Annotated in this window: 24 protein-coding genes and 1 pseudogene; 10 read left to right on the top strand and 15 right to left on the bottom strand. The window is 44.7% G+C overall.

Annotated features, from left to right (window positions below; translation table 11 throughout):
* Positions 1-196 precede the first annotated feature (196 nt).
* Complete coding sequence (locus tag N4J56_RS14385) at positions 197-1,435, top strand: glycoside hydrolase family 10 protein (RefSeq protein ID WP_410500331.1); 1,239 nt, start codon at positions 197-199, stop codon at positions 1,433-1,435.
* 80 nt (positions 1,436-1,515) lie between these two features.
* Here the strand turns inward: N4J56_RS14385 and N4J56_RS14380 are convergent.
* Positions 1,516-1,767: pseudogene (locus N4J56_RS14380) on the bottom strand (nucleoside 2-deoxyribosyltransferase); the annotation flags it as partial.
* A gap of 55 nt (positions 1,768-1,822) precedes the next feature.
* Between N4J56_RS14380 and N4J56_RS14375 the strand changes: the two are divergent.
* Positions 1,823-3,064, top strand: coding sequence for an IS701 family transposase (locus N4J56_RS14375; protein ID WP_317104652.1), 1,242 nt, complete (start codon positions 1,823-1,825; stop codon positions 3,062-3,064).
* Between the two features lie 178 nt (positions 3,065-3,242).
* Here the strand turns inward: N4J56_RS14375 and N4J56_RS14370 are convergent, their stop codons facing one another.
* Together N4J56_RS14370 and xth are read right to left on the bottom strand one after the other, a co-directional pair.
* Positions 3,243-3,773, bottom strand: a complete 531-nt coding sequence (locus tag N4J56_RS14370) for a hypothetical protein (protein WP_317107067.1) — start codon at positions 3,771-3,773, stop codon at positions 3,243-3,245.
* A gap of 202 nt (positions 3,774-3,975) precedes the next feature.
* Positions 3,976-4,779, bottom strand: coding sequence for an exodeoxyribonuclease III (gene xth / locus N4J56_RS14365; RefSeq protein WP_317107066.1), 804 nt, complete (start codon positions 4,777-4,779; stop codon positions 3,976-3,978).
* A gap of 390 nt (positions 4,780-5,169) precedes the next feature.
* Between xth and N4J56_RS14360 the strand changes: the two genes are divergently transcribed.
* The gene (locus tag N4J56_RS14360; RefSeq protein WP_317107065.1) at positions 5,170-5,427 is read left to right on the top strand and encodes a DUF1816 domain-containing protein; all 258 of its coding nucleotides are present in this window, start codon (positions 5,170-5,172) and stop codon (positions 5,425-5,427) included.
* A 33-nt stretch (positions 5,428-5,460) separates the two neighbouring features.
* On the opposite strand, the gene N4J56_RS14355 is transcribed toward N4J56_RS14360, so the two are convergent.
* The 4 genes from N4J56_RS14355 to N4J56_RS14340 all read right to left on the bottom strand — a co-directional run bounded on the left by N4J56_RS14355 (position 5,461) and on the right by N4J56_RS14340 (position 10,981).
* Positions 5,461-6,141: a cation diffusion facilitator family transporter gene (locus N4J56_RS14355; RefSeq protein ID WP_317107064.1), complete on the bottom strand. Its 681-nt coding sequence runs from the start codon at positions 6,139-6,141 to the stop codon at positions 5,461-5,463.
* Positions 6,142-6,295: 154 nt separating this feature from the next.
* The gene (locus N4J56_RS14350; RefSeq protein WP_317107063.1) at positions 6,296-7,483 is read right to left on the bottom strand and encodes an acetamidase/formamidase family protein; all 1,188 of its coding nucleotides are present in this window, start codon (positions 7,481-7,483) and stop codon (positions 6,296-6,298) included.
* A gap of 344 nt (positions 7,484-7,827) precedes the next feature.
* Positions 7,828-9,471, bottom strand: coding sequence for an acetolactate synthase large subunit (locus tag N4J56_RS14345; RefSeq protein ID WP_317107062.1), 1,644 nt, complete (start codon positions 9,469-9,471; stop codon positions 7,828-7,830).
* A 142-nt stretch (positions 9,472-9,613) separates the two neighbouring features.
* Positions 9,614-10,981 (bottom strand): NAD-dependent succinate-semialdehyde dehydrogenase, encoded by a 1,368-nt coding sequence (locus N4J56_RS14340; protein WP_317107061.1) that lies wholly within the window; start codon positions 10,979-10,981, stop codon positions 9,614-9,616.
* A 757-nt stretch (positions 10,982-11,738) separates the two neighbouring features.
* Here N4J56_RS14340 and N4J56_RS14335 point away from each other — a divergent pair.
* Positions 11,739-12,131, top strand: a complete 393-nt coding sequence (locus N4J56_RS14335) for a response regulator (protein WP_317107060.1) — start codon at positions 11,739-11,741, stop codon at positions 12,129-12,131.
* On the opposite strand, the gene N4J56_RS14330 is transcribed toward N4J56_RS14335, so the two are convergent.
* The gene (locus N4J56_RS14330; protein ID WP_317107059.1) at positions 12,085-12,519 is read right to left on the bottom strand and encodes a Na-translocating system protein MpsC family protein; all 435 of its coding nucleotides are present in this window, start codon (positions 12,517-12,519) and stop codon (positions 12,085-12,087) included. The two genes, N4J56_RS14335 and N4J56_RS14330, sit on opposite strands and share 47 nt — an antisense overlap.
* 418 nt (positions 12,520-12,937) lie before the next feature.
* Positions 12,938-13,180 (bottom strand): hypothetical protein, encoded by a 243-nt coding sequence (locus N4J56_RS14325; RefSeq protein ID WP_317107058.1) that lies wholly within the window; start codon positions 13,178-13,180, stop codon positions 12,938-12,940.
* Between N4J56_RS14325 and N4J56_RS14320 the strand changes: the two genes are divergently transcribed.
* Positions 13,169-13,597 (top strand): response regulator, encoded by a 429-nt coding sequence (locus N4J56_RS14320; protein ID WP_317107057.1) that lies wholly within the window; start codon positions 13,169-13,171, stop codon positions 13,595-13,597. The genes N4J56_RS14325 and N4J56_RS14320 overlap by 12 nt on opposite strands.
* A gap of 74 nt (positions 13,598-13,671) precedes the next feature.
* Here N4J56_RS14320 and N4J56_RS14315 read toward each other — a convergent pair whose 3' ends face one another.
* Positions 13,672-14,043, bottom strand: coding sequence for a DUF2294 domain-containing protein (locus N4J56_RS14315; RefSeq protein ID WP_317107056.1), 372 nt, complete (start codon positions 14,041-14,043; stop codon positions 13,672-13,674).
* Between the two features lie 141 nt (positions 14,044-14,184).
* Positions 14,185-15,234, bottom strand: coding sequence for a zinc-dependent dehydrogenase (locus N4J56_RS14310; RefSeq protein ID WP_317107055.1), 1,050 nt, complete (start codon positions 15,232-15,234; stop codon positions 14,185-14,187).
* A gap of 332 nt (positions 15,235-15,566) precedes the next feature.
* On the opposite strand from N4J56_RS14310, the gene N4J56_RS14305 reads away from it, so the two are divergent.
* Together N4J56_RS14305 and N4J56_RS14300 are read left to right on the top strand one after the other, a co-directional pair.
* A complete protein-coding gene (locus N4J56_RS14305; protein WP_317107054.1) occupies positions 15,567-17,600 on the top strand; it encodes a serine/threonine-protein kinase in 2,034 nt (677 codons plus the stop codon).
* Positions 17,601-17,678: 78 nt separating this feature from the next.
* Entirely contained in the window at positions 17,679-19,508 is a 1,830-nt protein-coding gene (locus tag N4J56_RS14300) for an FAD-dependent oxidoreductase (protein ID WP_317107053.1), read from the top strand.
* Here N4J56_RS14300 and N4J56_RS14295 read toward each other — a convergent pair.
* On the bottom strand, positions 19,505-20,311 hold the full coding sequence (locus tag N4J56_RS14295; protein ID WP_410500498.1) for a TIGR00297 family protein: 807 nt from the start codon (positions 20,309-20,311) through the stop codon (positions 19,505-19,507). The two genes, N4J56_RS14300 and N4J56_RS14295, sit on opposite strands and share 4 nt — an antisense overlap.
* A gap of 189 nt (positions 20,312-20,500) precedes the next feature.
* Here N4J56_RS14295 and N4J56_RS14290 point away from each other — a divergent pair, with 189 nt between their 5' ends.
* Positions 20,501-20,932, top strand: a complete 432-nt coding sequence (locus N4J56_RS14290; protein ID WP_317107051.1) for a VOC family protein — start codon at positions 20,501-20,503, stop codon at positions 20,930-20,932.
* A 115-nt stretch (positions 20,933-21,047) separates the two neighbouring features.
* Here N4J56_RS14290 and N4J56_RS14285 read toward each other — a convergent pair whose 3' ends face one another.
* From N4J56_RS14285 to N4J56_RS14275, 3 genes are all read right to left on the bottom strand, one after another.
* Positions 21,048-21,428: a hypothetical protein gene (locus tag N4J56_RS14285; RefSeq protein WP_317107050.1), complete on the bottom strand. Its 381-nt coding sequence runs from the start codon at positions 21,426-21,428 to the stop codon at positions 21,048-21,050.
* 127 nt (positions 21,429-21,555) lie between these two features.
* Entirely contained in the window at positions 21,556-21,942 is a 387-nt protein-coding gene (locus tag N4J56_RS14280) for a VOC family protein (protein ID WP_317107049.1), read from the bottom strand.
* 116 nt (positions 21,943-22,058) lie between these two features.
* Complete coding sequence (locus tag N4J56_RS14275; RefSeq protein ID WP_317107048.1) at positions 22,059-23,087, bottom strand: tetratricopeptide repeat protein; 1,029 nt, start codon at positions 23,085-23,087, stop codon at positions 22,059-22,061.
* Positions 23,088-23,096: 9 nt separating this feature from the next.
* Here N4J56_RS14275 and N4J56_RS14270 point away from each other — a divergent pair, with 9 nt between their 5' ends.
* Positions 23,097-24,353, top strand: coding sequence for a glycoside hydrolase family 10 protein (locus N4J56_RS14270; RefSeq protein WP_317107047.1), 1,257 nt, complete (start codon positions 23,097-23,099; stop codon positions 24,351-24,353).
* A gap of 342 nt (positions 24,354-24,695) precedes the next feature.
* On the top strand, positions 24,696-25,928 hold the full coding sequence (locus tag N4J56_RS14265; RefSeq protein WP_317107046.1) for a glycosyltransferase: 1,233 nt from the start codon (positions 24,696-24,698) through the stop codon (positions 25,926-25,928).
* Positions 25,929-25,940: the final 12 nt, after the last annotated feature.

Genomic DNA, 25,940 nt, shown 5'->3' with positions numbered 1-25,940 from the left:
ACTTAGTTAAATTGCGGTTGCCGCGCCTATTTTATCACAATTTGCCAGCAAAAAACGCCTCTTTTTAGATGAATTTTTACGCAATCTTAATAGTTCTCAGTATGACAACGGATGGTGAGTTGGATGCTGATAAATGATGGTGGAGATAAGAACTACTACCAAAAGTGAAATTTGGCATAGCTGGCGATTCTAGCTTATGAAATTATATTTGAAATTATACGTAATCCTTGAAGAGCGGTGGCGATCGCTCAAGTATCTTGCCTTACTCTTAGGCGCATTATTAGCCATAACAATACCGAATAGTATTTCTCCTTTGGCGATCGCCCAGCAGCCTTTTGAGGAAATTCGCGGCGTATGGATGACGAATAACGATACGAGTATCCTCATCGACCGAGCCAAAATGGAAGCTGCCGTCAGCCAACTAGCACGGCTGCACTTCAACACGATCTATCTCGTCGTCTGGAATTCTGGATACGCTCAGTATGATAGCAACGTAGCACGACAAACAGGGATTCAAACCTTCGTGCGCAAAGGTTTGCAAGGACAAGATCCTTTAGCCGATCTCGCTGCCACAGCCCATCGCCAAGGCTTACTCGTCATTCCCTGGTTTGAGTTTGGTTTCATGACTCCCCCCACTTCAGAACTAGCACTGCAACACCCGAATTGGCTAACTCAAAAACGGGATGGGAGCAAAACTTCAATTGATGTTGCAGGTGAGGTTGTATGGCTCAATCCCTTCCATCCAGAAGTCCAGCAATTCATCACCGCACTAGTACGGGAGGTTATGACTAAGTACGATGTCGATGGGATTCAGTTTGACGACCACATGAGTTTACCGCGTGAATTTGGCTATGACAAATATACGGTTGCCCTATACAAACAGGAAACCAAGCGCAGTCCAGCCCATCCTGGCGATGCAGCGTGGATGCGGTGGCGGACTGACAAAATTACGGCATTCATGACTCAACTCAATCAAACAGTTAAGCAAAGCAAGCCCAAAGCAATTTTTGCCGTCGCCCCCAACTACTACGACTTTGCTTATAAATTTCACCTGCAAGACTGGCTGACATGGGTGCGCAAAGGGATTATTGACGAACTGATCGTGCAAGTCTACCGTCCCGAACTGCAAAGTTTTCTCCAACAACTTGCCCGCCCTGAAATTCAAGAGGTACAACAAAAGATTCCCACTGGGATCGGCATTCTTACGGGTTTGAGAAACGATCCAGTCCCAATGCAACGGATTCAGGCACAGGTCAGGGCTACACGCGATCGCGGTTTGGGAGTAGCTTTCTTCTTTTACCAAAGTTTATGGGATTACGCCCCAGAACCAAGCAAACAGCGACAGTCTTACTTTCAGGCATTGTTCCGTTCTCCCGCTTCCCGTTTTGCGTCTGCACGGGCTGCTGTGGTCGAAGAACCGATATTGCAACCGTGAAACTAGGATAAAATGTATCACGATCTGTAGGGGCGCACAGCTGTGCGCCCCTACAAATTTTTATGTGCTACGGAAATCGTCTACATTCCTGTTAACCATCTGTACAATCCTTTATCCTGCGACTGAATTTCGTCTACAGAGGTGTAGTAATAATTTTCCCAGCCAATTTCCGGCAAGCCAGCAAAGAGCATGAGATTTAAGGGATACTGTTCGTTATCGCTACAGCGCCGGAAGTCGTCTCGGAATAAGAAAATTGCTTTATTCAGGGCGATCGCCATTCCCAACTCTACCATGACTCCTTCATCTGGTGGCGTGCCATTGACAACCGCAAAAGTATTACAGTTGTAGATAAGCTAAACTAGATTTGTAAGGAAATACAGTTTAGCAATGCTTGATACATCCAACGTGTTTTTAACAGGTGTTGCATTAGAAGCGCTCTCCCAATGGAGCAGTAGATTGAAAGCGTTTCAGCAAAAACTGGGAAAGCACTTCGCTCGTTCTGAAGCACGTCTTGCAGCGTATGACTATATCCAGGCACTACTAAGCCCAGTTGAGCGGAAGAATGGATGGCAAATGGCAGAACAGGTAGGGTATAGCAATCCCTATCGCTTCCAACATTTACTAGGACGGGCGCAGTGGAACGCGGACGCAGTGTGTGCAGAAATTAGAAAGTATGCAGTGGAGCATTTGAAGAGTGAAACAGATATTTTGGCAATTGATGAAACAGGTTTTCTGAAGCAAGGAGAGCAGTCAGTAGGCGTACAGGTGCAGTATTATGGCACAACTGGACATTTGGAGAATTGCCAGGTAGGTGTGTTCATGTCCTACATTAGCGACAAAGGACATACGTTGATCGATCGCCGTTTGTATCTACCGCGCACATGGAGTGAAGATCAAAGCAAACGTAAGAAGGGAGCAGTTCCAAAATCAATCACATTTGCGACTAAACCTCAACTAGCACAACAGATGTTGGAATCAGCTTTTAAAGACGGAATACGTCCCGCCTGGTTTGTTGCTGATGAGGTTTATGGCAACGATGGTTCATTGTGGTGGTGGCTGGAAAAGACTGCTAAACAACCGTATATACTCACGGTCAGCAAGAAGCAGCCTGTAGTTATTGGCTGGCAACGTTATCAAGCCCAAGAACTGTTACCTCAGCCGGACAGCCAGCTGTGGCAACGTCTTAGCTGTGGAGCTGGCAGTAAGGGAGAAAGATACTATGACTGGGCGAAAGTGCCAGTTAATTGTGACAGATCAGATGGTTTTCAACGTTGGTTATTGTTCCGCCGCTCTCTAGAACACCCTGAAGATCCTCGCGTCAGCTACTATCAAGTATTTGCTAAGAGCGATACTACCCTAGAAACGATGGTTCAAATCGCCGGGCAAAGGTGGCGGATTGAGGAGTGCTTTAAATTTGCTAAAGACCAGCTAGGTTTAGGAGAGTACGAAGTTCGTTCCTGGCATGGTTGGCATCGACACATCACCCTCGTCCTGGCTGCTCAAATATTTCTCACCGTCTTACGACACTCTTGTGAGCCTGCTATTCACTCCTCTACCCCCCCTTTACCTCTAGTAACAACTGGCAGTCTAACTGCGTTCAAAGCGGCACGAGGTTTATTGTCCGACTAAGTATCTGGGAGATGAAGCGGTGGGTATCTCGATTCTTGTTTCCCACATTCTGGTGTCTTGAACACGTTTTGCGTTGGTCTTATTGGCGCAGATCTCATCAAGCTACTGCTCGTTACTACCATTACCAAAAGCGAATTCATTCTTCTATTTATCTACAACTGTAATACTTTAGGCGAATTCATTTCAATAAGTCTGCATCGCCTGGTTTTGGTTGAGAAAAGGTTGGTTGTTGGTTGTTGGTTGGTGGTTGTTGGTTGGTGGGAGATTCGGTGGTGGGAGATGTGGAGGTTTCGGGAGTAAAAACATTAACTAGACTCTGTACCAAAGCATCCCGTTGCGTGCGATTGAGGCGGTTAATCGCAGCGCGATCGCCTTCTAGGGGATTTTGATGTAAGGTTTTTGCCCCTGGATACGTAGTGTCTTGAATGAGTTCGTTTGCCCCTAAATAATCTGCTAGGGTTAATTTCCAATCTAGACGGTAGTTGGGCGCTCGACCTTTGACATAAACGTGATACTCAATTAAGCGGTTGACAAGAGTGCTATCTGGATTGACTTTTCCTGACTCTCTACTAACATATTTATTCTCTAATGGAAGATTGGGAAGTTGTTTGTAAACTGGCTTCCAAGCGTCGCGGATGTCGGCTGCGGGTGGTTGTTGGGCAATTGCTGGTAAACTCAGAGCGATCGCGGTTAGAGTGGCAATTGTCATCGCGATCGCTTCCTTAGTCTTATAAATCCCCCTCCATCCCCCTTGAGAAGGGAGACTTTGAGTTCCATTCTCCCCTTTTTTATTCAGAGAGGCTAGAGAAAATCCAGTTCCCCCCTTAAGAAGGGAGGTTAGGGGGGATCTAATTTCCTCCTTGTGAAGGGGGAGGGGGGATCTAAAACGTAAAAAGCTGAATCTCATATTGCTAAAATTCAACAACAACTGGTGTATGGTCGCTAGGCTTAGGTAGCTTCCGCGGTGCGGGATCGATCCAACATGCGATCGCCTGCTGGTACAATTCTGGCGACAAGTATAGATGATCGATCCGCCAACCTAAATTGCGGCGGAATGCTGCGGTGCGATAGTCCCACCAGCTATAGTGTCCGCCTTCTGTGATAAATTTGCGAAAGGCATCGGCAAACCCTAGCGCTAAAATCTCCTGCAAGGCTTGACGTTCTAGTTCTGATGCCATAATTTGACCTGTAAGCTTGTCTGGATCGTGTAGATCGCGCTCGTCGGGAGCAATATTAAAATCACCGCAAACACACATCGCCGGAGAAACGAGCAACTGCGATCGCAAATATTCCCGCAGGACTTTTAACCACCCTAACTTATAATCATATTTTTCACTGCCCACTGCCGCACCATTAGGGACGTAAAGATTGACGATGCGGACGCGATCGAGCGTACCTGCAATAACTCGCTTCTGTTCGTCTAAAGCTGCGAGTAACTCAGCTTCTACAATATCGCTCTCTACTAACAGTGGTGCAAACCCAGTACTCACGTCTTGTAACGGCTGTTGGCTGAGGATAGCAACGCCGTTATATGACTTTTGCCCAGAAGTATATACATAATAACCTAGGTGCTCGAAGGGCGATCGCGGAAAATCTGCATCTACGACTTTGGTTTCTTGTAAACACAGTACATCTACTGGAGTTTGTCTTAACCAATCTATCACCTGCTCTAGGCGGGTACGAACCGAGTTCACATTCCAAGTGGCAATCTTCATTTATCAGTTATCAGTTATCAGTTATCAGTTATCACAAGAGAGTGACTAGTCACGAGTAGCTCATGACTAGCAAATAGTCCAGCCACCAGCCACTAGCCACTCACTACTCAATTACCCATGACCGCTCAATTGCAGATCGTACATTAATAAGTTGCAAATTATGGGTTATATTAATCGTTATTTTTTTAAGTTTTAACGCTACAATTTGAACAATCAAAAATTGTGTTTTGTAGTGACAAGATGAAAAAATTCTGTTGTTATCTAGTACGACAACCATATTGTTTGGTATTGTCGATCGCAGTAGATTTAATAATTAAATAATTTTGATGCTTTTTTCCTTCTTACGATAGAAACAACACGCAATTGAAGTAGCTACAATATTCATTCAGTATGGGATTACTAGATCGAGTCAAACAAGTATTTACTGGGTTTAGGGTAGCGCAGGAGACTGATTGGTGGGTAGAAATTATCACCACAAAGCCTCGCTGCACTTACTATTTTGGACCTTTCTCAACCCACGATGAAGCAAAAGCAGCTTATCCAGGATACGTTGAAGACCTTGATGGTGAGGGCGCGCAAGGAATTGCAATTGTTATTAAGCGCTGTCAACCAACGGAGTTAACTATTTGTGACGAAGAGGAAATATAGGGTAACTAGACAGTTGGGAACCAATCGCTATCGCTACTCAAGGCTCACTCTGTTACAAATTGAACTGAGACTTTGAATAATTAAAGGAATGGCACTAACAAATATTAAACTGGATACAAATAAACCAACTGCGCCATCTACCCATAACCAATGCATGAGCCAGATGGCGATCGCTGCTACAATTACGCCGATCGAACTAATTAAATCTGCCAAAATATGCAGAAAAGCACCTCGGACGTTGAGATCGTGATGGCTGCTGTCGTGCAGTAGAAAGACATTAAATCCATTGACTCCCAAGCCTACCCCAGCAGTCACCAACATGGGTAAACTGAGGATCTCTGTCGGTGGAGACTGGAGGCGAGAGACAGATTCAATTGCAATCCAAACTGCGATCGCTACCAGTCCCAAACCATTGAGTACAGCGGCGATAGCTTCGATCCGCATATGGGCAAAATTTTCTCCTCTAGCTGCTTGTCGCTGTACGAACCAAGCTGCTAGCAGTGACAAAGCCAAAGCAAAGCTATCTGACAGCAAATGACCGGATTCAGCTTGTAAAGCTAAACTATGACTCCAATAGCCCACCCCAAATTCAATTGCGGCAAAACTGGCGATCGCGATCAGCGCCGTCCATAATAATTTAATTTTGCGATCGTAGTTGCTCAGTGTATGACAAGTGCAGCCGTGAATACCATTATGAGAATGAGAATTAAGCATAGAGTGTTTGCGAACTATAACTTATGAACTGTAATTTGTGAATTGTAATTTGTAATTAGTATTTTGTAATTAGTAATTCTATGTAGATGAGCTGTAGGGGCATACAGAGATGTACGTCCCTACTAATTTGCTTTGTCTAAATTGCTGACTCGAATTACTTAATAGGAAACAACTGCTTGGGAACCGTTCCGTGAATCCCTTTAACAATATCTACTACCTGAGAAACATCAAAATCAATTGTCGCACTACCTAGCATCAAGGCATCTTGTTTTGTCATGCCATACCTCTCATGGGCAATTTGCAGGTATTCTCTGACAGCTTTTTTCATGGCTTCATCCAGATCTTTATCCAATCCGACAGCAATCCAAGCATCCTTTGTTTCCCCCATTGGGGTTGCTAACTTCATATCTTTATGCAAGATAAATTCAAACGTGGGAGTTAAGGAACACTCGATCGCCGTCAAAGCAACTTCACCATTTGCTTGAGCGCAATGGGGATCGCCAGCGTAAAATAGCGCGCCAGGGACTTGTACGGGTAAATACAAGCTCGAACCACGTCCTAGAAGTTTGATGTCCAAATTACCACCATAGTTCCCTGGTGGTACGGAATTCGCAGCATCAGCCGGATTAGCAGGCACGACACCCATCAATCCGATAAAAGGTTTCAACGGGATCTCAATTGGTGGTAGGTTGTTGGCGGGTTGAAAAATGCCTACTTCCCGCTTGGCATCTATGGCGATAACTTTGGAGTAGATCGGAGCGTTATTTTCAGGGTACTCTCCAGATAACGCTCCTTTGCCGTGACGATTGGAAATTGCACCATAGGGCGATCGGTAATTAATGGCTAGGGTCTTAATCTCCAAAACATCGCCTGGTACTGCGCCCTCTACGTAAACTGGTCCAGTAATAACGTGAGGACCGGGACCAGTCTTTTTCACTTTGGCTTTAGTTTGTAGCTGGTCTGAGAGGATCTGCTGTCGAGAAATCGTACTTTTAGGATTTTTGGGAATGCCACCCTGGGCGAAAAACTGAACGGTGTCTCCTTGATCTGGGAGAATACCTTCATGAGATATTGTCTCCATAACCACGCGATCGCCCGATTTGACGCGGGCGATAGGCTTGCTATCTGGTTTAAATAATTCTCCCCAAATCACGTTTGCGGGAGTTGAAAGAATTTTTTGCGTCCGTCCGGCGGCGATAACGGGAACTGAGATCGCAATTGTACTCAACAATAGTATTAACCCTAAAGCCATTGCGATCGCCAGCCGCCCAGATTTATTCCATCTCCAAACACCGATCTCTAGCTGGGAATTGGCGATCGCAAATATTTTTTGCTTGTTCACTTGCTCCTCACAATCACACTTATAGATTCACGCTTATTTAGGCAAACTGATTCAATCAAATTAGGCAGATCGATTCATCGACTAGCTGACGCTAAGCCTGTAACTTTTAGCTCGGTTCATATTTTGATTGAAAGTACGTTCAATTATTTGTGATAAAAGATACATATAGCCAATTTTGACAGTTGTTTGGCTCTCTCGTTGCGATCGACATAGATCCGAGCCTGAGATTTGCTGCTACAATTCCAAAATTAAAGGGACGGATTGTCCGTCCCACAAAAACAGCTAATTCAGCGAGTAGTGAGTAGAAAAGTTTTGACTTCTGACTTTTGACTTTTGACTTCTGACTACTCCCACAGCTTGCAGCTAAGATCCCCAGATTTTTGTGTCAAGCGTAGGTTTTCACGGTAGTCCACAGGGCAATCAATTACGGCTGGCACATCATCAGCTAAAGCAGCCTTGAGCATGGGAATTAAGTCAGTTGCCGATTCTACACGGTAGCCTTTTAGTCCCATACTTTCAGCCAATTTGACAAAATCGGGATTGCCGAATCGGACGTAGGTTGATTCGCCGAATTGATTGTGCTGCTTCCATTCAATTAAGCCATAGCCGCCATCATTAAAAATTAGGGTGACAAATGGGTGTCCGACGCGCAAGGCTGTTTCCAACTCTTGACAATTCATCATGAAACCACCGTCACCAGTAGCGGCAATTACTTTGCGATCGGGATAGACTAGCTTAGCCGCGATCGCGCCTGGAATTGCAATTCCCATCGCCGCAAAACCATTAGAAATTAAACAAGTATTGGGGCGATCGCAATGATAATTGCGGGCAATCCACATCTTATGCGCCCCGACATCAGAAATTAAAATATCTTCTGGTCCCAAAACCTGCCGCAGGTCGTAAATTAATTTTTGCGGCTTGATCGGATAGCCGGGATCGTTAGCATAGTGTTCGTAATCAGCGCGAATATCTGCTTGCAGTTCCAAAGCGTAAGGATTCGGCTTGCCACTGCGATCGGCGCGTTGCAAAATTTCATTCAAGGAATCAGAAATATCCCCTACGACTTCTGCTAAAGGAATGTAGCTACTATCAATTTCGGCTGGATTTGCTCCGACATGGACGATGGGAATTTCACCTGTTGGATTCCAGCGTTTGGGCGAATACTCAATCAAGTCATAGCCAATAGAAATAACTAAATCTGTATTGTCAAAAGCGCAATTAATAAAATCTCGCAGTTGCAATCCCACTGCCCACAAAGCTAAAGGATGGGTGTAGGGAATGACACCTTTACCCATAAAAGTATTGATAACAGGGATATTCAAGCGCGTAGCAAATTCCGTAACCGCTTCGCTGGCATTTGCCCGAATTGCTCCATTACCAACTAAGAGCAAGGGATTGTGAGCTTTAGAAATTGCCGCAGCTGCCTCGGTAATACCGTGAAACGAGGCATAAGTTTTTTCTAAGCCTGTTTTACTTAGAGGCATACCTGCTGCTGGCATCGCCGCGATGTTCTCTGGTACGTCAATATGCACCGCACCAGGTTTTTCACTTTGCGATCGCTTGAATGCCCTGCGAACCAGCTCTGGTGTAATGCTAGGGCGAACGATCTGGGCGCTCCACTTCGTTACGGGGGCGAACATTGCCACCAAATCTAAGTATTGGTGAGACTCGATATGCATCCGATCCGTCCCCACCTGTCCGGTAATCGCCACCAGTGGCGCACCATCTAGATTCGCATCCGCTACCCCTGTCATCAAATTAGTTGCCCCTGGACCCAAGGTAGAGAGGCATACGCCAGCTTTTCCTGTCAAGCGTCCGTAGACATCCGCCATGAACGCTGCACCCTGTTCGTGACGAGTCGTAATGAACTGAATGGAAGATTTCTTCAACGCCTCCAAAACGTGTAGGTTCTCTTCCCCTGGTAAACCAAACACGTATTCCACGCCTTCATTTTCCAAACATTGCACTAACAGTTCTGCCGTATTCATCTACCTTTCTCCTTGTTTGTGGGGAGTCGGGAGTCGGGAGTCGGGAAAAGTCAAAAGTTAAAAGTTAAAAGTCAAAACTAACTAATGCTTCTTACCTCTTGCCTCTTATCCCTAACCCCTCACTCCTCGCTCCTAACCCCTCTTACTTTATCCACACAGTTTTAACATTCACGAACTCATGTATACCCTGAATGCTCAGTTCCCTGCCATATCCAGAGTGCTTAATGCCACCAAAAGGTAGCCTGGGGTCTGATTTGACCATACCGTTAACAAACACCGATCCTGCTTCAATTTCTGCGATCACTCTGTCTCTTTCTGTTGCGTCTTGCGTCCAAATACTCGCTCCTAAGCCGAACGGGGTAGCATTGGCAAGTTGAAGCGCTGCGTCTAGATCTGCGACTCGAAAAAGCAGAGCTACCGGACCAAAAAATTCTTCTTGGGCGATCGCTGCATCCACCGGAATTTGACTCACAATCGTCGGCAGGTAGAAGTTTCCCGCTCGTTCGGCTGGCGGTTGACCTCCAATTAAAACTTTTGCTCCCACCTTGACGCACTCCTGCACTTGGCGGTCTATATCTTCTAGCATACTTGGCGTAGCTAGGGGACCGACATCTGTATCGGGTAACATTGGATCGCCGACTTTGAGCGCCGCAAATTTTGCTACCAAAAGTTTTTCAAATCGCTCGGCGATCGCCTCGGTAACGATAAATCTTTTTGCTGCAATACACGATTGACCGTTACACAACATTCTGGCAGTGACAGCCGTGCTAGCAGCTGCTTCGATGTCAGCACTTGGCATGACAATAAATGGATCGCTTCCCCCCAATTCCAGCACTGTTTTCTTAATTTGTTTGCCCGCCGCCGCTGCTAAACTTGCTCCCGCTGGTTCGCTGCCTGTTAAAGTGGCAGCTTTGACTCGTGGATCGGCAATTATTGCCGCTACCTGTTGCGACCCTACTAGTAAAGTTTGGAAGACTCCTGTAGGAAATCCTGCCTCTTTAAAGATTTCTTCAATTGCTAGAGCGCATTGCGGTACGTTAGAAGCATGTTTGAGCAGACCGACATTGCCTGCCATCAAAGCGGGTGCGGCGAAGCGAAAGACTTGCCAAAAGGGAAAATTCCACGGCATCACCGCGAGGATAATTCCTAATGGTTGATAGCGGACGAAACTGTGGCTGGCATCTGTTCCTACCGATGCGTCAGCTAAAAATTCAGCTGCGCGTTCGGCATAGTAACGACAGACCAAAGCGCACTTTTCGACTTCGGCGATCGCGCTTTTTACAGTCTTACCCATTTCCAGGGTCATCAATTTGCCAAATTTTTCTTTGTCGCGTTCCAAAATCTCGGCTGCGCCATTCATCCACTGAGATTTTTGCTGCATCGGCACTCGTCGATATTGCTCGAAAGCCTGTTGTGCCAACTCTAATTTCGTGGCTATTTCTGCCTCGCTTAGTGCTGGAAAAGTTTCAATCGTTTCCCCAGTTGCCGGATTAATCGTTGCGATCGCCATAACTCTAACCTCCAAAATGAGGGGTAAGGGTAAATAGTTATCAGTTGTCAGTTATCAGCAAACGGGGTGTATGGTGTGGGGTTGTGGCGTGTAGGGAATTTTGAATTTTGATTTGAATTGCTCCCTCAGCCCCCTCAGCTCCCGAGCGCTCCCTCAGCTCTCTTATCTCCCTTGTCCCCCTCTACATTCCTATTTTTGCTAGAAAATTACCTCTCTACCGCCGCGATCGCCCAAATAAATGTATAAATAACTACAATTTCCTGATAGTGAAATAATATGGATAGGTTATTGGTAGCTGCAAACCTTGCCATATCTTGAATAATTGTCTATTCTAAAAAAAAGCTTAAATTTGAGTCGTATTTTGTGGAGGTTTGTACTAATTTAGCTTAGCTACTGTACTCTACAAATGTTCGCTAATGTTCCCGGATGCAACAATTGCTACAAAATTATTCAACTAAGTTCATGAGAAATTTATCTTTCAGGTTGAATTGAGCTAGAATTGCATCAGTCATCATAACTTCAGTTGATTTAATTCTGTCCTTTTTGCTTAAAACCTTTTTGCTTAAAAGAGTTAAGCCTTAAATTCAAAATAACATCTAGCAAAAATGTAGTTGAGAGCCAGTCCATTGCAAGCGCCGGATCGCCGCTTGGGGAGTGCCTTTTATCCTCTAGAGATAAATTTTGTTTGTAACTTGGCAACTTTCCACACTGGAGGATGGTTTTGGAACTCCTAGCTCAGAATAATTACCTGTCAAAAATGCATCAACCCCTGATTTTGGCTGTAGATGATGATGAAGATAATTTAGAGCTGCTGACTGAAGTTCTTTCCCCTCTAAATTGTCATATCATCACCGCAAAAGATGGGCGCTCCACAATTAGTATTGCCCAACAGCAGCGCCCCGACCTCATATTGCTGGACATATTATTACCGGACACTTGCGGTACGGAAATTGCCCGGATGCTCAAGCAAAACCAGCAGACGCAAAATATCACCCTCATTGCAGTAACAGCATTAGCACGAGCCGAAGATCGAGAAAGTTTACTCGCAGCAGGCTGTAGTGCTTATATTAGTAAGCCTTATATGCTAGACGATTTAGAGGCTGTTATCTGTCGCTATCTGGGTTTGAATCCGACTTTAGTCGTTGTTTGACTCGCCTTGCAGTGTCTAAACCTGAGACGTTAGGAGCGCTATCCAAAAGAGCAACAATGCTAGTACGACCAGTTTCAAATGTACTGTTGCAAATTACGTCCACTACAGGTACGCCAACCACCCGTTCGATTAAAGATTGCAGGTGCGGTTCTAAGAATTTGAGCAAGTTAGATCTAACTTGTAAAGCAAGATCTGTCTGTTGATTTTCCCCTAAAAACTGTTCTAAACGGGTGATAGAGTCTTCTGCCAATATTGTGACTGTTCTATCAACAATATGACAAGAAACTTGGGGCAGCTTGTATCCGAGGTGAGTACGGTGAAGTTCTATAACTTGCTGTACTAACTCTTGTTGTAGCTGCTCTAACGTGGGAGATAACGATCCTTCCATATCGTGCTAGCAGCAAAAACGAATAAGTAAATTTTCCTAAAATTTATCAGTATAAGCGATCGCATTAATCAGCCTTGAGATGTATATCTTTTATAAGGGAGCAGGGAGCAGGGAGCAAGGTAAGTTACCAGTCACAAATCACAATTAAATTACTTGCCACTCACTACACCTTATCCTCTTTCTTCACTGATAAACTGTCAACTGTTAACTGTTAAAAGATAGCCAGAGCGTAAAATTTGAAGCTGTATATAGCTACACTGCGACCTTAGTGAGCTAGGATACGCGATCGTCGTTCAAATTTTGCTATTTCTTGCCAAAATAGAGAAATTTAATGATATATTTTCATTTGTGACAATTTATCGCTTTCATCGAGCCTGAAATTGTCAATTATTGTAATTTTTGCTATGCGTAGCAAAAATTACAAATTGCAGTAAAATTCAATGTTGTTGCTTGCTGTTGCTAGCTTGCTACTTACATTCGTACTGAGTACGAAGACGAGCAACCTACAGCCGCTAGTACGAGCCAGTTCGTCGCCAGCGCCGATTCCAATCGCCGCTTGGGGGAATGCCTCGCCGTAGAAGCAACCATCTTTGTTGTCGTATCGTGCAACAAAAATTTTCTTACTTCTACGACTAGCCCCAAACGTATTATGGACATGCAAACTCGCTTTAGTTTCTCTCTAGAGGCAGATTCTTTTCAGCCACTTGTTTTAGCTGTGGATGATAACGATGATAACTTGCAGTTACTCGCCCAAATTTTAGCGATCGCAGATTGTGACTATATCACTGCGGTTGATGGAAAGAGTGCAATTCTTAAGGCAAAAAGCTATCGTCCCAGCTTAATTTTGTTAGACATGATGCTGCCGGATATTAGTGGTATAGATGTGACGCGAACTCTCAAACAAGACCCGCAAACTCAGGCAATTCCAATTATTGCGGTAACGGCAATGGCAAGAACTGAAGATAAAGAAAGTTTCATTACCGCAGGTTGCGTAGAATGCGCGATCAAACCTTATGATATTGTCCAATTAGAAACAGTAATTCGGAAGTATGCCTTTGGTGAAATTGGGAAGAGTTGAGAGTTGATAGTTGATAGTTAATGGTTGACGAGCGCAGCCAAGAACGCTCGACCATCGATCTATCAACAACTAAACTAAGAATTGCGTACAGACGGCGGGCTAGCTAAGATAGCAACTGTTGCAGCCCGACCCGTCTCTATTTTGGTATTACTCAGAATATCTAATACTTCTACACCTACAATTTCCTCAATTAGGTCTTTTAGTTGGGGTTGAAGTGCTTGATCTAATTCTTCTCTAACTTTTTCGCCTAATTCTTCTTTACCGCTTTCTACTAGCAGTTGTTCCGGCTGAGTTACTGCATCTTCTAGAATAATCGCAATTTTTTCATCAAACATTTGACAAAAAACTTGGCTTGGTCGATGCTCTAACTGAGCGCGATACAGCGCTTGAATGCGTTGCGATAGAGTGCGTTCTAATTGTCCCCGGGTCGGAAAAGATGAGTCCATGTTAAAAATTTAGCTGAATCAAACTTAGCGCCAAACATCTGCTAATAGATAGATGATAAAGATAAAAAGCGCAAAATAGAAGTCGTAAGTCGTAAGTCGTCAGTCTTGTTTACTTATGACTTCTTCGTCCCCCAAGTCCTTCTACTGGGGATAGATGAGAATCTTATAGGTATCGGGCGTAGGGTTGACAGCTCGTTCTACGGCTGCTGATAGTTGTTGTAGGGGGTAGCGATCGCTGATTAAAGCATCAACATCAATGTGGCGATTGAAAACAAGATCGACAGCAAGACTTTGCAGGCGATAAGAAGAACTATAACTACCAATTAAATCGATTTCGCGGCGATAGATAATATTAGGATTGAGGGAAATTTCAACCTCGTCGGGAAATTCGGCAAAAAAGAGAATTTTACCACCCTTGCGCGTGCAATCGAGAGCTTGAGCAAACGCCTTTTCACTAGGGACGGCAAGTAGAGTCGTATCGACTCCCAAACCGTCTGTTAAAGCTTGAATTTTAGTGCTTAAGTCGCGATCGCGGGCATCAAAAGCAGCATCAGCTCCTAATTGTAAAGCTTTTTCGAGCCGCGATGGTAATAAATCGGTAGCGATCGCCCTTGCACCGAAGTATTTAACTAACATCACGAACATCAGTCCGATGGGACCCGCACCAGTCACTAACACCGTTTGTCCTGGGGCAATTTGTGCCTTTTTGACTGCTTTGAGACAGCAATTCGTTGGCTCTACAAAACTCGCTTGCTCAAAGCTAACGCGATCGGGAATCGGAATCAAGCCACCATTGCGGACAATGTGACCGGGTACTCTCACATATTCAGCAAATCCACCCCCACTAGGCACAAAACCAGCCGTTGTAGAGATATTTTTATAGATATCGCACATGGAAAAATTGTCGTTCAGGCAATAGCGACAACGCATACAGGGAATGTGGTGCATCACCACCACTCGCTGTCCTACTTGCCAATCGCTAACTTGGCTTCCGATTGCGGCGACAACTCCAGCCGTTTCATGCCCAAAAATGCGCGGTGGTTCGTAAAGGGGATAGCGAATTTTTTTGATATCTGACTGACATAAGCCAACAACCCGCACTTGCACCAAGACTTCATCCGCTTCAATAGCTGGTACGGGTAATTCCTCATAACTCAATCGATCCACACCGCGAAATACCTGGGCTTTCATAGCTTGTAGTCATTAATCCAGCACTTTAGAATGTAGCAGTTAATAGGGGGCAGGGAGCAGGGAGCAGGGAGTAGTGAAGAAAGGGTGTAGGGTGTGGGGTGTGGGGTGTAGTGGATTGTTAACTGGTCAGGAGTCACTGGTCACTGATAACTGCTCCCGACTCCCAACTCCCGACTTCTTATCACAAGCTAGAATCATTTTGGAACTGTGATGAGATTTGGTTATGTTACGGCGATCGACAGAGAGATTCATCGCCAGAACCGCCAGCTATCGCTATGATTAACTAACACTAAAAACGCCCAATCATTGCCACTGCTTTTGCAACTGCCACAATGCTAGGTGAAATTATCAAAGGGCAATACCAGATCGTCCAAATCCTGAGTAGTAGCGATTACTGTCAGACCTATCTGGCACAAGATCTCGTTACCCCCTCACCGCAAGCATGTATTGTCAAACATCTCTTGCCTGGACCATCCGGTCGCACTAGCTCCTTGTCTTCTCTACGGCGTGTATTTACTCGTGAAGTCGCAGCGCTAGAAAAATTGAGTACTTATTCCCAAGTACCGCAATTGTTAAACTATTTTGAGCTAGATCAACAATTTTATCTGGTATTAGAATACATTCACGGACAGCCACTGAATCGAGTTTTGGCTCCAGGAGTACGCTGGAGTGAAACCCAAGTCATCGATTTTTTACAGGAAGTCCTTACTATTTTAGAAGTGATTCACGCCCATGGGCTAATTCACCGCGATATTAAACCTAGTAACTTAATTCAGCGTGACAGCGACGGCAAGTTGGTACTGATCGATTTTGGGTCAGTCAAGCAGGCATGGACGCAAGTTGTCACTGCCGCAGGACAAACCAATGCCAACTTTGCTATGGGAATTCCAGCGACAATGGCGATCGGTACACCGGGCTATATGCCCAGCGAACAAAGCCGAGGTCGTCCTCGTCCGAATAGTGACATTTATGCTTTGGGAATGATTGCCATCCAAGCGTTGACTGGAATGCAACCAACAATGCTGCTAGAAGATGCCGACAGTGGGGAAGTTATTTGGCAACACCTCACAAATGTCACTCTAGCTTTGGGATCGATTTTGAATCAAATGGTACGCTACCATTTCACCGAGCGCTACCAATCAGCAACTGAAGTCCTAGCCGATCTCCAACCACTCCTACCAACAGCAGCACTGTCACAGCCAACACCTACCCCAAGAAGTTCTGCCCCCAATTCCGCCTCAACTGCTCCAAATTCTAGTAGTCATCAAGCATCGGCGGTGAATGGATCGGGAACAAAGTCGAGAAGAACATCAACTGGAGGACAACAACAGATAGCGCTATGGTTGGGGATGGCAATTGGCATTACTTCGGCGCTGGGATTAATTCTAGGCTTATATTACGCTCTCCGACCAGGATCGAAGGCTGTGCCACCGATCGCGCCGCCTAAAGCACAATTTGCCACGATCGCCTCGAATCGGCTTTTCGATCGCTATACATTGACTCAAACTTTAACCGGACACACAGATTCAGTATGGGCGATCGCTGTCAGCCAAGATGGACGTACGTTGGTTAGTGGTAGTGCAGATAAAACGATTAAGGTATGGGATCTACAAACTAGAGAGTTACAGCGCACGCTTACCGGACATACAGATACAGTACGGGCGATCGCTCTGAGTCAAGATGGACAAATTTTGGTGAGCGGTGGCGGCGAAAAAACAGTACGGCTGTGGAATATCACAACAGGCAGACCCTTGGGAAGGCTACTCGGACATGGGGGACCTGTATGGACTGTTGCCATCAGTCAAGACGGACAGACGCTTTTTAGTGCGGGAGAAGATGGAACCGTTAAGCTGTGGAACGCCCAGAACGGACAATTGCATCGCACGCTCCCAGCACACGATCGCCGCGTGTTTTCCTTGGCGGTAAGTCCTAACGGGCAAACTTTTGCTACTGGCAGCATCGATCGCACGATTAAGTTATGGGATTTAGCTACAGGAAGACTACTACGCACGCTGACAGGGCATACTGATGCAGTCAGGGCAATTACCTTTAGCCCCGACGGACAACATTTGGCTAGCACGAGTTGGGATAAAACCGTGAAGATTTGGAACTGGCGAACTGGAGAGCAACTACAAACGCTGGCAGAGCATGAGCATAGAACTGTTGCGATTGCTTACGGTAATGATGGTAATACCCTAATGAGTGCAAGCCTCGATCGCACGATCAAAATTTGGCAGCCGCAATCGGGACAACTCCTACACGATCTACTAGCTCACACTGACTGGGTATTAGCGATCGCGCCTAGCCCCAGAGGTCAAACTTTAGTCAGCAGCAGCAAAGATCGGACAATCAAAATTTGGGAATAGCAAGTTGTCATTGGTCATTGGCAAATTATAAGTTCTTCCCTACTCCCTACTCCCTGCTCCCTACTCCCTAATGACTGAATGAATTCTCAATTTCATACCGATGTTCTAGTCGTTGGCGGTGGTACTGGCGGTACGGCTGCGGCAATCCAAGCAGCGCGATCTGGTGCAAAAACAATCCTGGTCAGTGAATTTCCTTGGTTAGGAGGTATGCTGACATCAGCTGGGGTGTCGGTTCCTGATGGTAACGAATTGGTAGCATGGCAAACAGGCTTGTGGGGAGCATTTTTGCGGGAATTGCAGCAATGCCAGCCGGAAGGATTAGACCATAGCTGGGTGAGCTTTTTTAGCTTCGATCCGCGTATAGGAGCGCAGATTTTTGCTCGATGGGTACGAGAATTGCCTAACTTGACTTGGCTGGTGGGACAAGTACCGCAAGCCGTTTTACGCCAAGGCGATCGCATTTTTGGGGTAGAATTTGCTGAGTTTACGGTTACTGCCGAAATTACCATCGATGCTACAGAGTTGGGCGATTTATTGGCTTTAGCCGAGATTCCGTACCGTTGGGGTTGGGAATGGCGATCGCAATGGGGAGAACCCAGCGCCCCAATTGCTCCAAACGAGCTAACGACAAAATACCCAGTTCAAGCGCCCACTTGGGTAGGACTCATGCAAGATTTTGGGGACGCGATCGCTCCAGTTATTCCCCCACCACCGTCATACAGTCCAGAAATATTTGCTGGAGCTTGGGAAAGCTACGGAGCCGCACAATTTCTTGACTACGGGCGCTTACCAGGCAATTTATTCATGCTCAACTGGCCCATTTGCGGCAACGACTACGGCGAAGGTTTAGACCGACTAGTGACCTCCACCACGGCTAGATCTGAGTTTCTGCAAGAAAGTTTGTGGCATACGCAAGGCTTCTTACACTACATTCAAACCCAACTCGGACGGCGTTATGGTTTGGCTGAAGGTGTTTTTCCTTCCTATTCCAATCGTATAGGGGCGCACAGCCGTGCGCCCCTACACCACAGTGGTGGATACGCTCTCCACCCTTACTATCGCGAGAGTCGGCGCGTTGTGGGCATGGCTACGGTGCGAGAACAGGATATTTTGCCCTTAGCTGAAGGTCGAGTCGCTGCTTTACCAGTCGATAGTACAGGTATCAATGCGATCGCAATTGGTAACTATGCCAACGACCACCACTACCCAGGTTTTGATTTTCCCCTACAACCGAAATCGACTCGCTGGGGAGGGCGCTGGACGGGAACGCCTTTTACCATACCCTATCATTGTCTAATTCCGGCAGCGATCGACGGCTTCTTAGCCTGTGAAAAGAATATTTCTGTCTCTCACATTGCCAATGGTGCGACGCGCTTGCAGCCAGTGGTGATGAATCTCGGACAGGCTGCTGGAATGGCAGCAGCAATGTGTATTTCTAGGGGTTGTCAGCCGCGAGAATTACCTGTAAGAGATTTACAAGAAGCTCTATTACAAGAGCCGCGCTGTCCGGCGGCGATCGTGCCTTTATTCAACTCATCACCCGCATCTCCTGACTGGTTAGAGTGGCAACGCTATTACCTCGATCGCCCAGAGGAGTATCCGGCTAGTGGAAATTGTCCTCTCAGTTTGGCGAGCAGAGGAGCAGAGGGGCAGAGGAGAATTCAAGATCCGCGCACCACCTCCTACTCAGGTATTTTCCATCGTCGGGACGTGCAAGACTATACATTGACTATATCCACACCTGAAGAATTGCAGGGACAAGATTGGACGCTGGTAACTTTGCGATCGCCTATTGACGAAAAACTACAAATCTATCCAGATAACCAACCGATCTTGGTTTATGGGCGATTAAACCATGCAGGTAGATGGTTGTTAGTAGAAGAAATTGAGCCGACAGTCAACCATTAACCATTAACTATTAACAATTGCCAAATTAAAGCGAGCAATATGGCTGCGATCGCCCCAATTAACGTATTTAAAAAATTGACAACATCATGAGTCAGCCAACTGACTTTACCTTCTACCGTTGCGCCAATTAAGCTTTCAATATTAGTGGCAATAAAAGCAGCGATAACACACCAGAGTATGCCTAGTAAATCGATTAAACCGAGTCCCCAAGCTAACATGGCGATCGCCACCGAACCCACTACACCAGCCAACGTTCCCTCTAAACTTACAGCTCCTTCCGTTCCTCTTGCCACAGGTTGTAAAGTCGTAATTAAAAATGTCCGCTGACCGTAAGCTTTGCCAACTTCGCTAGCACAGGTATCGGAAAGTTTGGTGCTGAAACTGGCGACAAAACCCAGTAACAGTAGAGATACAATCGCAATAGGTTCAGCCACAAAGGTAGTCGCGTTAGCGAAGCTTAACGAAGTTATCGCGATTCCCACTGCACACAGCGCCCCCGTCAGTGCCGAACTCCAGACATTTTCGGGTCCCCTCGCACCAGAACGTTTTTCAGCAATTCCTTCTGCTTCCTTTTGTGCCATACCAATGTATGTCACGGCAGAACCGACGAGAAAGTAGAATATGACAACTAATTCCCCTTGCCAGCCTACACTCAAGTACAAGAGAACACCCAAGAACAAAGCGTGCAATAGCCCAGCCGGAGTTAGCAATTTTTTGGGAGCAATCCAGGCTAAACCCAACAAAACTGTATGCACCCCGACAGCAACTAGCACGGAATTGAGGAACGATGGATTTGAAAACATCACGGATAAATTAGTAGTCATCTAAATTTTGCCAGAATATTACAAGAGCGAAGTTTGACTGTTGTAACCGTAACTACAGACATAGCAATGAGTGGATAGATGACAAGTCAATTTCCTATAAACATGTTTATTCAAGGCTTTCAAATCTACCTCTACTCCCTGCTTCCTGCTTTCTGCTCTCTACTTTATATGAATCAAACTATTTTTCACCTTGCCTTTCCCATTACCGACATCGCCCAGACAAAAGCCTTCTATATCGATGGTTTGGGCTGCATTCCCGGTCGTGAAACTCACCATGCTTTGATTTTAAATCTTTACGGGCATCAGCTAGTAGCTCATATGACTAAAGAACCTCTGGCTCCACAGCGTGGTGTCTATCCCAGACACTTTGGTTTAATTTTTTCCTCTAAATTGGAATGGGAAAATTTATTAGAGCGATCGCAACAACAGCACCTCAAATTTAGAGAAACACCCAAACAGCGCTTTGTTAATTCTCCCCTAGAACACTACACGTTCTTCCTAGAAGATCCATTTTATAACCTAATGGAATTTAAATACTACCGCAATTTAGAAGCAGTTTTTGGCAGTTACAACAGCGCTCCCATCGGAGATTTAGTGTAGAAATTTCACTCGTTCAAAAATAATTGATTTCAATTTAGACTTAACTAAATCTTGCAGCACCAATTGCTATTTCACCCAACTTCAAAATTTTGACTAAAGTTTTGACTTTTGACTTTTAATTTTTGACTTTAGAAACCATTGGTGATTCTAATCGCACGTTTTTCCCACTATTATCAGTACGATAAATCCATTGTTGATTACCGTCCGACACCACAACTCGCCAACCTTCAACGATCGCCTGCGAGCAAATTTCTTCCGGTTGAGGTAACCCCAAGCAACCATCAGACCAACTTTCGCGACTGTATTTAGTCACTTTTAGTTTTTCTGGAGGAAGATTTTGCAGCTTAGTCAGATCGGCAATGACAGCTTTAACAACTTTAGGAGGCACGCGATCGCTTTGACCACTCGCGCCTATATTTTCAGCAATCTGAATCGGTGCAGCTACAGCACTAGAAATAAAATTAACGCTATAACACAAAAATAAACTACAAGTCAAAACCAGAGTTAAAAAACTCCTTGTTGATAGACAAAATTTCAAACTATCAATTGTCTTATAGTCCGCGCAGGCGGACTTCGTTTGTGTAGCCGCGAATTTTATTCGCCTTTTGCAAAGGACAAAGATGTTAATTTTCATAAAGTTCCAGCGGTAAATTATCTGGGTCTTGAAAAAAAGTAAAACGTTTACCCGTAATTTCGTCTATTCTAATATCTTCTACCTGCACTCTCTGAGCAGTTAGCTCAATGACAGCGCGATCGAGATCGTCAACAGCAAAAGCCAAATGCCTCAATCCACAAGCTTCCGGTTTACTCGGTCTTGACGGCGGCGTGGGAAAAGAAAATAATTCAATTTGAACTGTATCGCTGACTCTTAAATCTAATTTATAAGAATTTCTCGCCGCCCTAAATGTTTCTTCAACAATCGAAAATCCTAAAATTTCTGTATAGAATTTCTTCGATCGCTCGTAGTCAGAACAAATAATCGCGACATGATGGACACCTGTAACGTGCATAGATTGGCAAGGAGATAACTGTAAAGGCGCACAACCATGCGCCCATATACTAAGTTATCAACTTTCACGCAACGTAGCGCCAGCCTTTACAACCATCAACCATCAACTCTTAAGAGTCAACCAATAACCAACCTCTGAAACTGTCGATCGCGCCGCAACTCATCCCATCCCGCATCAGCCTTGGCTTTTTCCCTGTACTCGCTGGGATTGAGACAGATCGCTTGTTGCAAGTTCGCCAAAGCCAAATCAGTATCTCCTGCGGCTGCAAAACAGCAAGCACGATTGTAGAAAGCATCGCCGAAGTCTGGCTTGTATTTAGAGCCTGGATTATGGCTGGCGATCGCCTGTTCGTAGCGCAGGCGGACGGACTGTAACTTATCTAAGCAGTCACACCAAAAGTTATCTAGAGAATACCAGAAGTCCTGCGGCTCGGCAATCTCAACCTCATTTGCTCCGTTTTGTTGCCAACCCCGTTTGTATCGGTGCATATACTGCATTGCTCGGTCGTAGCTAGAAATTGCTTCTCTGTACAATCCCAATTCTTGCAACGCCAGACCTCGATGATACCAAACCTGATAGCGTAAATTACGATGATATGTTTTTGTATATTTGAGCGATTCGTCGTAATTGGCGATCGCTTGTTTATAACGCCCTAAGCGATGTAATGCCAAACCTCGATGATACCAGACTCGATAGGGAAATCCTTTGTAGTAATCTCTAGCACAATCTAAAGCTTTATCGTAACTCGCGATCGCCTCTCGATAGCGTTTTAACTCAAATAATAATAAACCTCGGTTAAACCAAGTAAAACCATATCCAGGCAAACGTCCGAGAAAGCGATCGCAAGCCGCGATCGCTTCTTGATAGCGTTTTAATTTACATAGATAAAAGCTGCGCTCTCGTAAAGGAATATATCGCCATTCTTTTAGTACAGCCGCTATATAGAAATAGATCGATGGAAATGCAACGAGGGATAGCAGAAAATTTTTCGTCACAATGCCAAATACGAATGTTGCTAGAAGTATGCCCAGGAGTAAGGCTAGCAGAACTATAACTTGCATAAACTTATCGATCGGCAAAATTCTTTTAAGAGTTCTGACAGATAGCTTTCCCCATACTGTAGAATTTGCCGTCAGTAGGTTCACTTAATCAAGATGCGCCGGAAATTTTTTGCTCCCCTAGCGATCGCCCTGTTCAGCCTAGCTGTTATCCTATGCTGCTCTTCTGTAACTCTCATCGCCTCGCCAACTCCTCCCAAACCCAATTCAAACTCTGCCGAAATTAGGGGAGTATGGCTGACGAATATTGATAGTGACGTATTATTTAAACGCGATCGCCTCAGTCAAGCAATCCAAACCTTACATCAACTGAATTTTAATACTATCTATCCGACGATTTGGAACTGGGGCTACACTTTGTATCCTAGCTCAGTTGCTGCAAACACCATCGGGCGATCGCTCGATCCCACGCCTGGATTACAAGGACGAGATATCTTACAAGAAATTGTCGAGCAAGGACATCAACAAATTACTCCGCAGGGCGATCGACAACGCATGGGAGTCATTCCCTGGTTTGAATTTGGTTTTATGGCTCCTGCTGATTCCCAATTAGCGAAACGTTACCCTCAGTGGCTAACTCGTAGGCGTAATCACAAAGAAATTTGGCTAGAAGGTAAACATAAACGAGTCTGGCTCAATCCTTTTCATCCTGAAGTACAGCAGTTTATTCAAAATTTAATTTTAGAAGTCGTTACGAAATACGATATAGACGGAATTCAATTTGACGACCATTTCGGTTTACCTTCAGAATTTGGTTACGATCCATTTACCGTGAATTTATATCAACAAGAACATCAGGGGAAAAAGCCACCTAGCGATCCCCAAGATTCCGAATGGCTGCACTGGCGAGCTGATAAAATTACGGCTTTTTTGAAACAGGTATTTCAAGCAGTCAAGCAACAGAAACCGAATTGCGTAATTTCAATTGCTCCCAATCCTCAAAGAGTTTCCTACGACCTTTTTCTTGCAGATTGGGCAGAGTGGGACAGACAGGGATTGGTTGAAGAATTAGTTTTGCAAGTCTATCGCAACGATCTCAAAGTATTTCTGAGCGAATTACAATACCCAGAAGTGCAAGCAGCACGAAAACACATTCCAGTAGGAATTGGAATTTTATCAGGTTTAAAAGGTAAATACGTTCCCTGGGGGCAAATTCAAAATCAAGTTCAAGTTACTCGCAGGCATAACTTTGCAGGAGTTTCTTTCTTTTTCTATGAAACTTTGTGGAATTTAGCCAAAGAGTCCCCGAAAAAACGTCAATTGGGATTTCAAAAACTATTTCCTCTTCCTGGAAATAGACCAAATATTTTATTAGGTTGGCAACCAGAAAATCTTGCTAGAGATGCTTCGTAAAGTAGTTTCTATTATTTTAGCCGATACACAACTGCGATCCCTCAATCCCCTTAAAAAGGGGGTATTTATTCCCCATTGAAAAAGTTGCGTTTTCCAAATATTTTAAAAAGGAGCTATCTATTCCTCCCTTAAAAAGGGGGGTAGGGGGATCGATATCTCTAACTTTAAATACGTAATTCCTTGACTTTTTCTATCGCTCAGTAGTTTCACTAATGCCATATTAGTGAAATATTTGCTATAGAGATAGAGCAATTTATTAGATCGAATTAGATATAAAGTTTGCATAAAAGCTGAAAATGGGCAAACTGAAATAGTCATGAAACATGCAAGATATAAAAAACTATGATAAAAAAACGCAATTTGATGCTGTTCGACCTTTCTATTTTTGGTCATCATGCAGCATACATCAAATATCTCATACAATATTGGGGCGATCGCCAGTTAGCGGATAGACTCGACGTAGTTGTATCACCAATGTTTCTTGAAAAACACGCTGATGTTGTCGGTTTCGTTAACAAATATAATCAAAATAATATTCAAATAGTAGCGATCTCCGCCGCAGAAGACGCTGCACTGAAATCTCGAAATTCTAAGTTAAAGCGTACTTGGCGCAACTTTCAAGAATGGCAAATACTTTGTCGATATGCTAAATCTTTAAATGCTAGTGAGTGTCTAATTATGTATTTAGATACTTGTCAAATTCCACTAGCTTTAGGATTTCCGTCACCTTGCAAATTATCTGGAATATATTTCAAGCCAACTTTTCACTATAGCGACTTTAGTAGCTACGTACCTTCTAGAAAAAGTTCTCTGCAACAATATCGGGAGAAAACTGTCATAGCACGGATGCTAAAACATCCACAATTGAAGACTCTCTTCTGTCTCGATCCCTTCGTCATCACACATTTGGAGCGATTGAATTCTCATGTAGCAGCCGTACATTTACCAGATCCAGTCCAAGTCAATCGCCATGTTTCTGAAATCATACAGCCAGATCTTCTCAAAACAAAATTAAGCATTGATACTAATCGGCAAATATTGCTTCTGTTTGGTTCGTTTGAAGCCGAACGTAAAGGAGTGTATCAAACGCTGGAAGCGATATCGCAGTTACCATCAAATCTTAGCGCCCAAATCTGCCTCTTAATTGTCGGCAATGCATATCCGCCAGAGCAAGCAGCCATCCGAGCGCAAATCGAGCGAGTTCAGCAGTCGCAACCCGTACAAATTCTGACGCAGTTTGAATATATTTCCGAAGATACCGTACAAGCATATTTTCAACTTGCTGATGTTATCTTAGCTCCATATCAACGTCATATTGGTATGAGTGGCATTTTACTATTAGCTGCCGCAGCTCAAAAACCAGTTCTTAGTTCCAACTACGGTTTAATGGGAGAGATGGTGAACCGCTATCAGTTGGGATTAGGTGTAGATTCAACGATCCCAAGTGAAATTGCTCAAGGATTAACTCGATTTTTGACTGACGCTACAAGTTTAGGCGATCGCGCTAGCATGAAACAGTTTGCCGAGCAAAATACTGCCGAGGAATATGCTAAGGTAATTTTTCAGCACGTGTAACATTTCATAATT

The organism is Chroococcidiopsis sp. SAG 2025 (assembly GCF_032860985.1).
Classification (GTDB): domain Bacteria; phylum Cyanobacteriota; class Cyanobacteriia; order Cyanobacteriales; family Chroococcidiopsidaceae; genus Chroococcidiopsis.
Note: the sequence above shows the minus strand (reverse complement) of the source record. Positions and strands in the feature narration are given on the sequence as shown.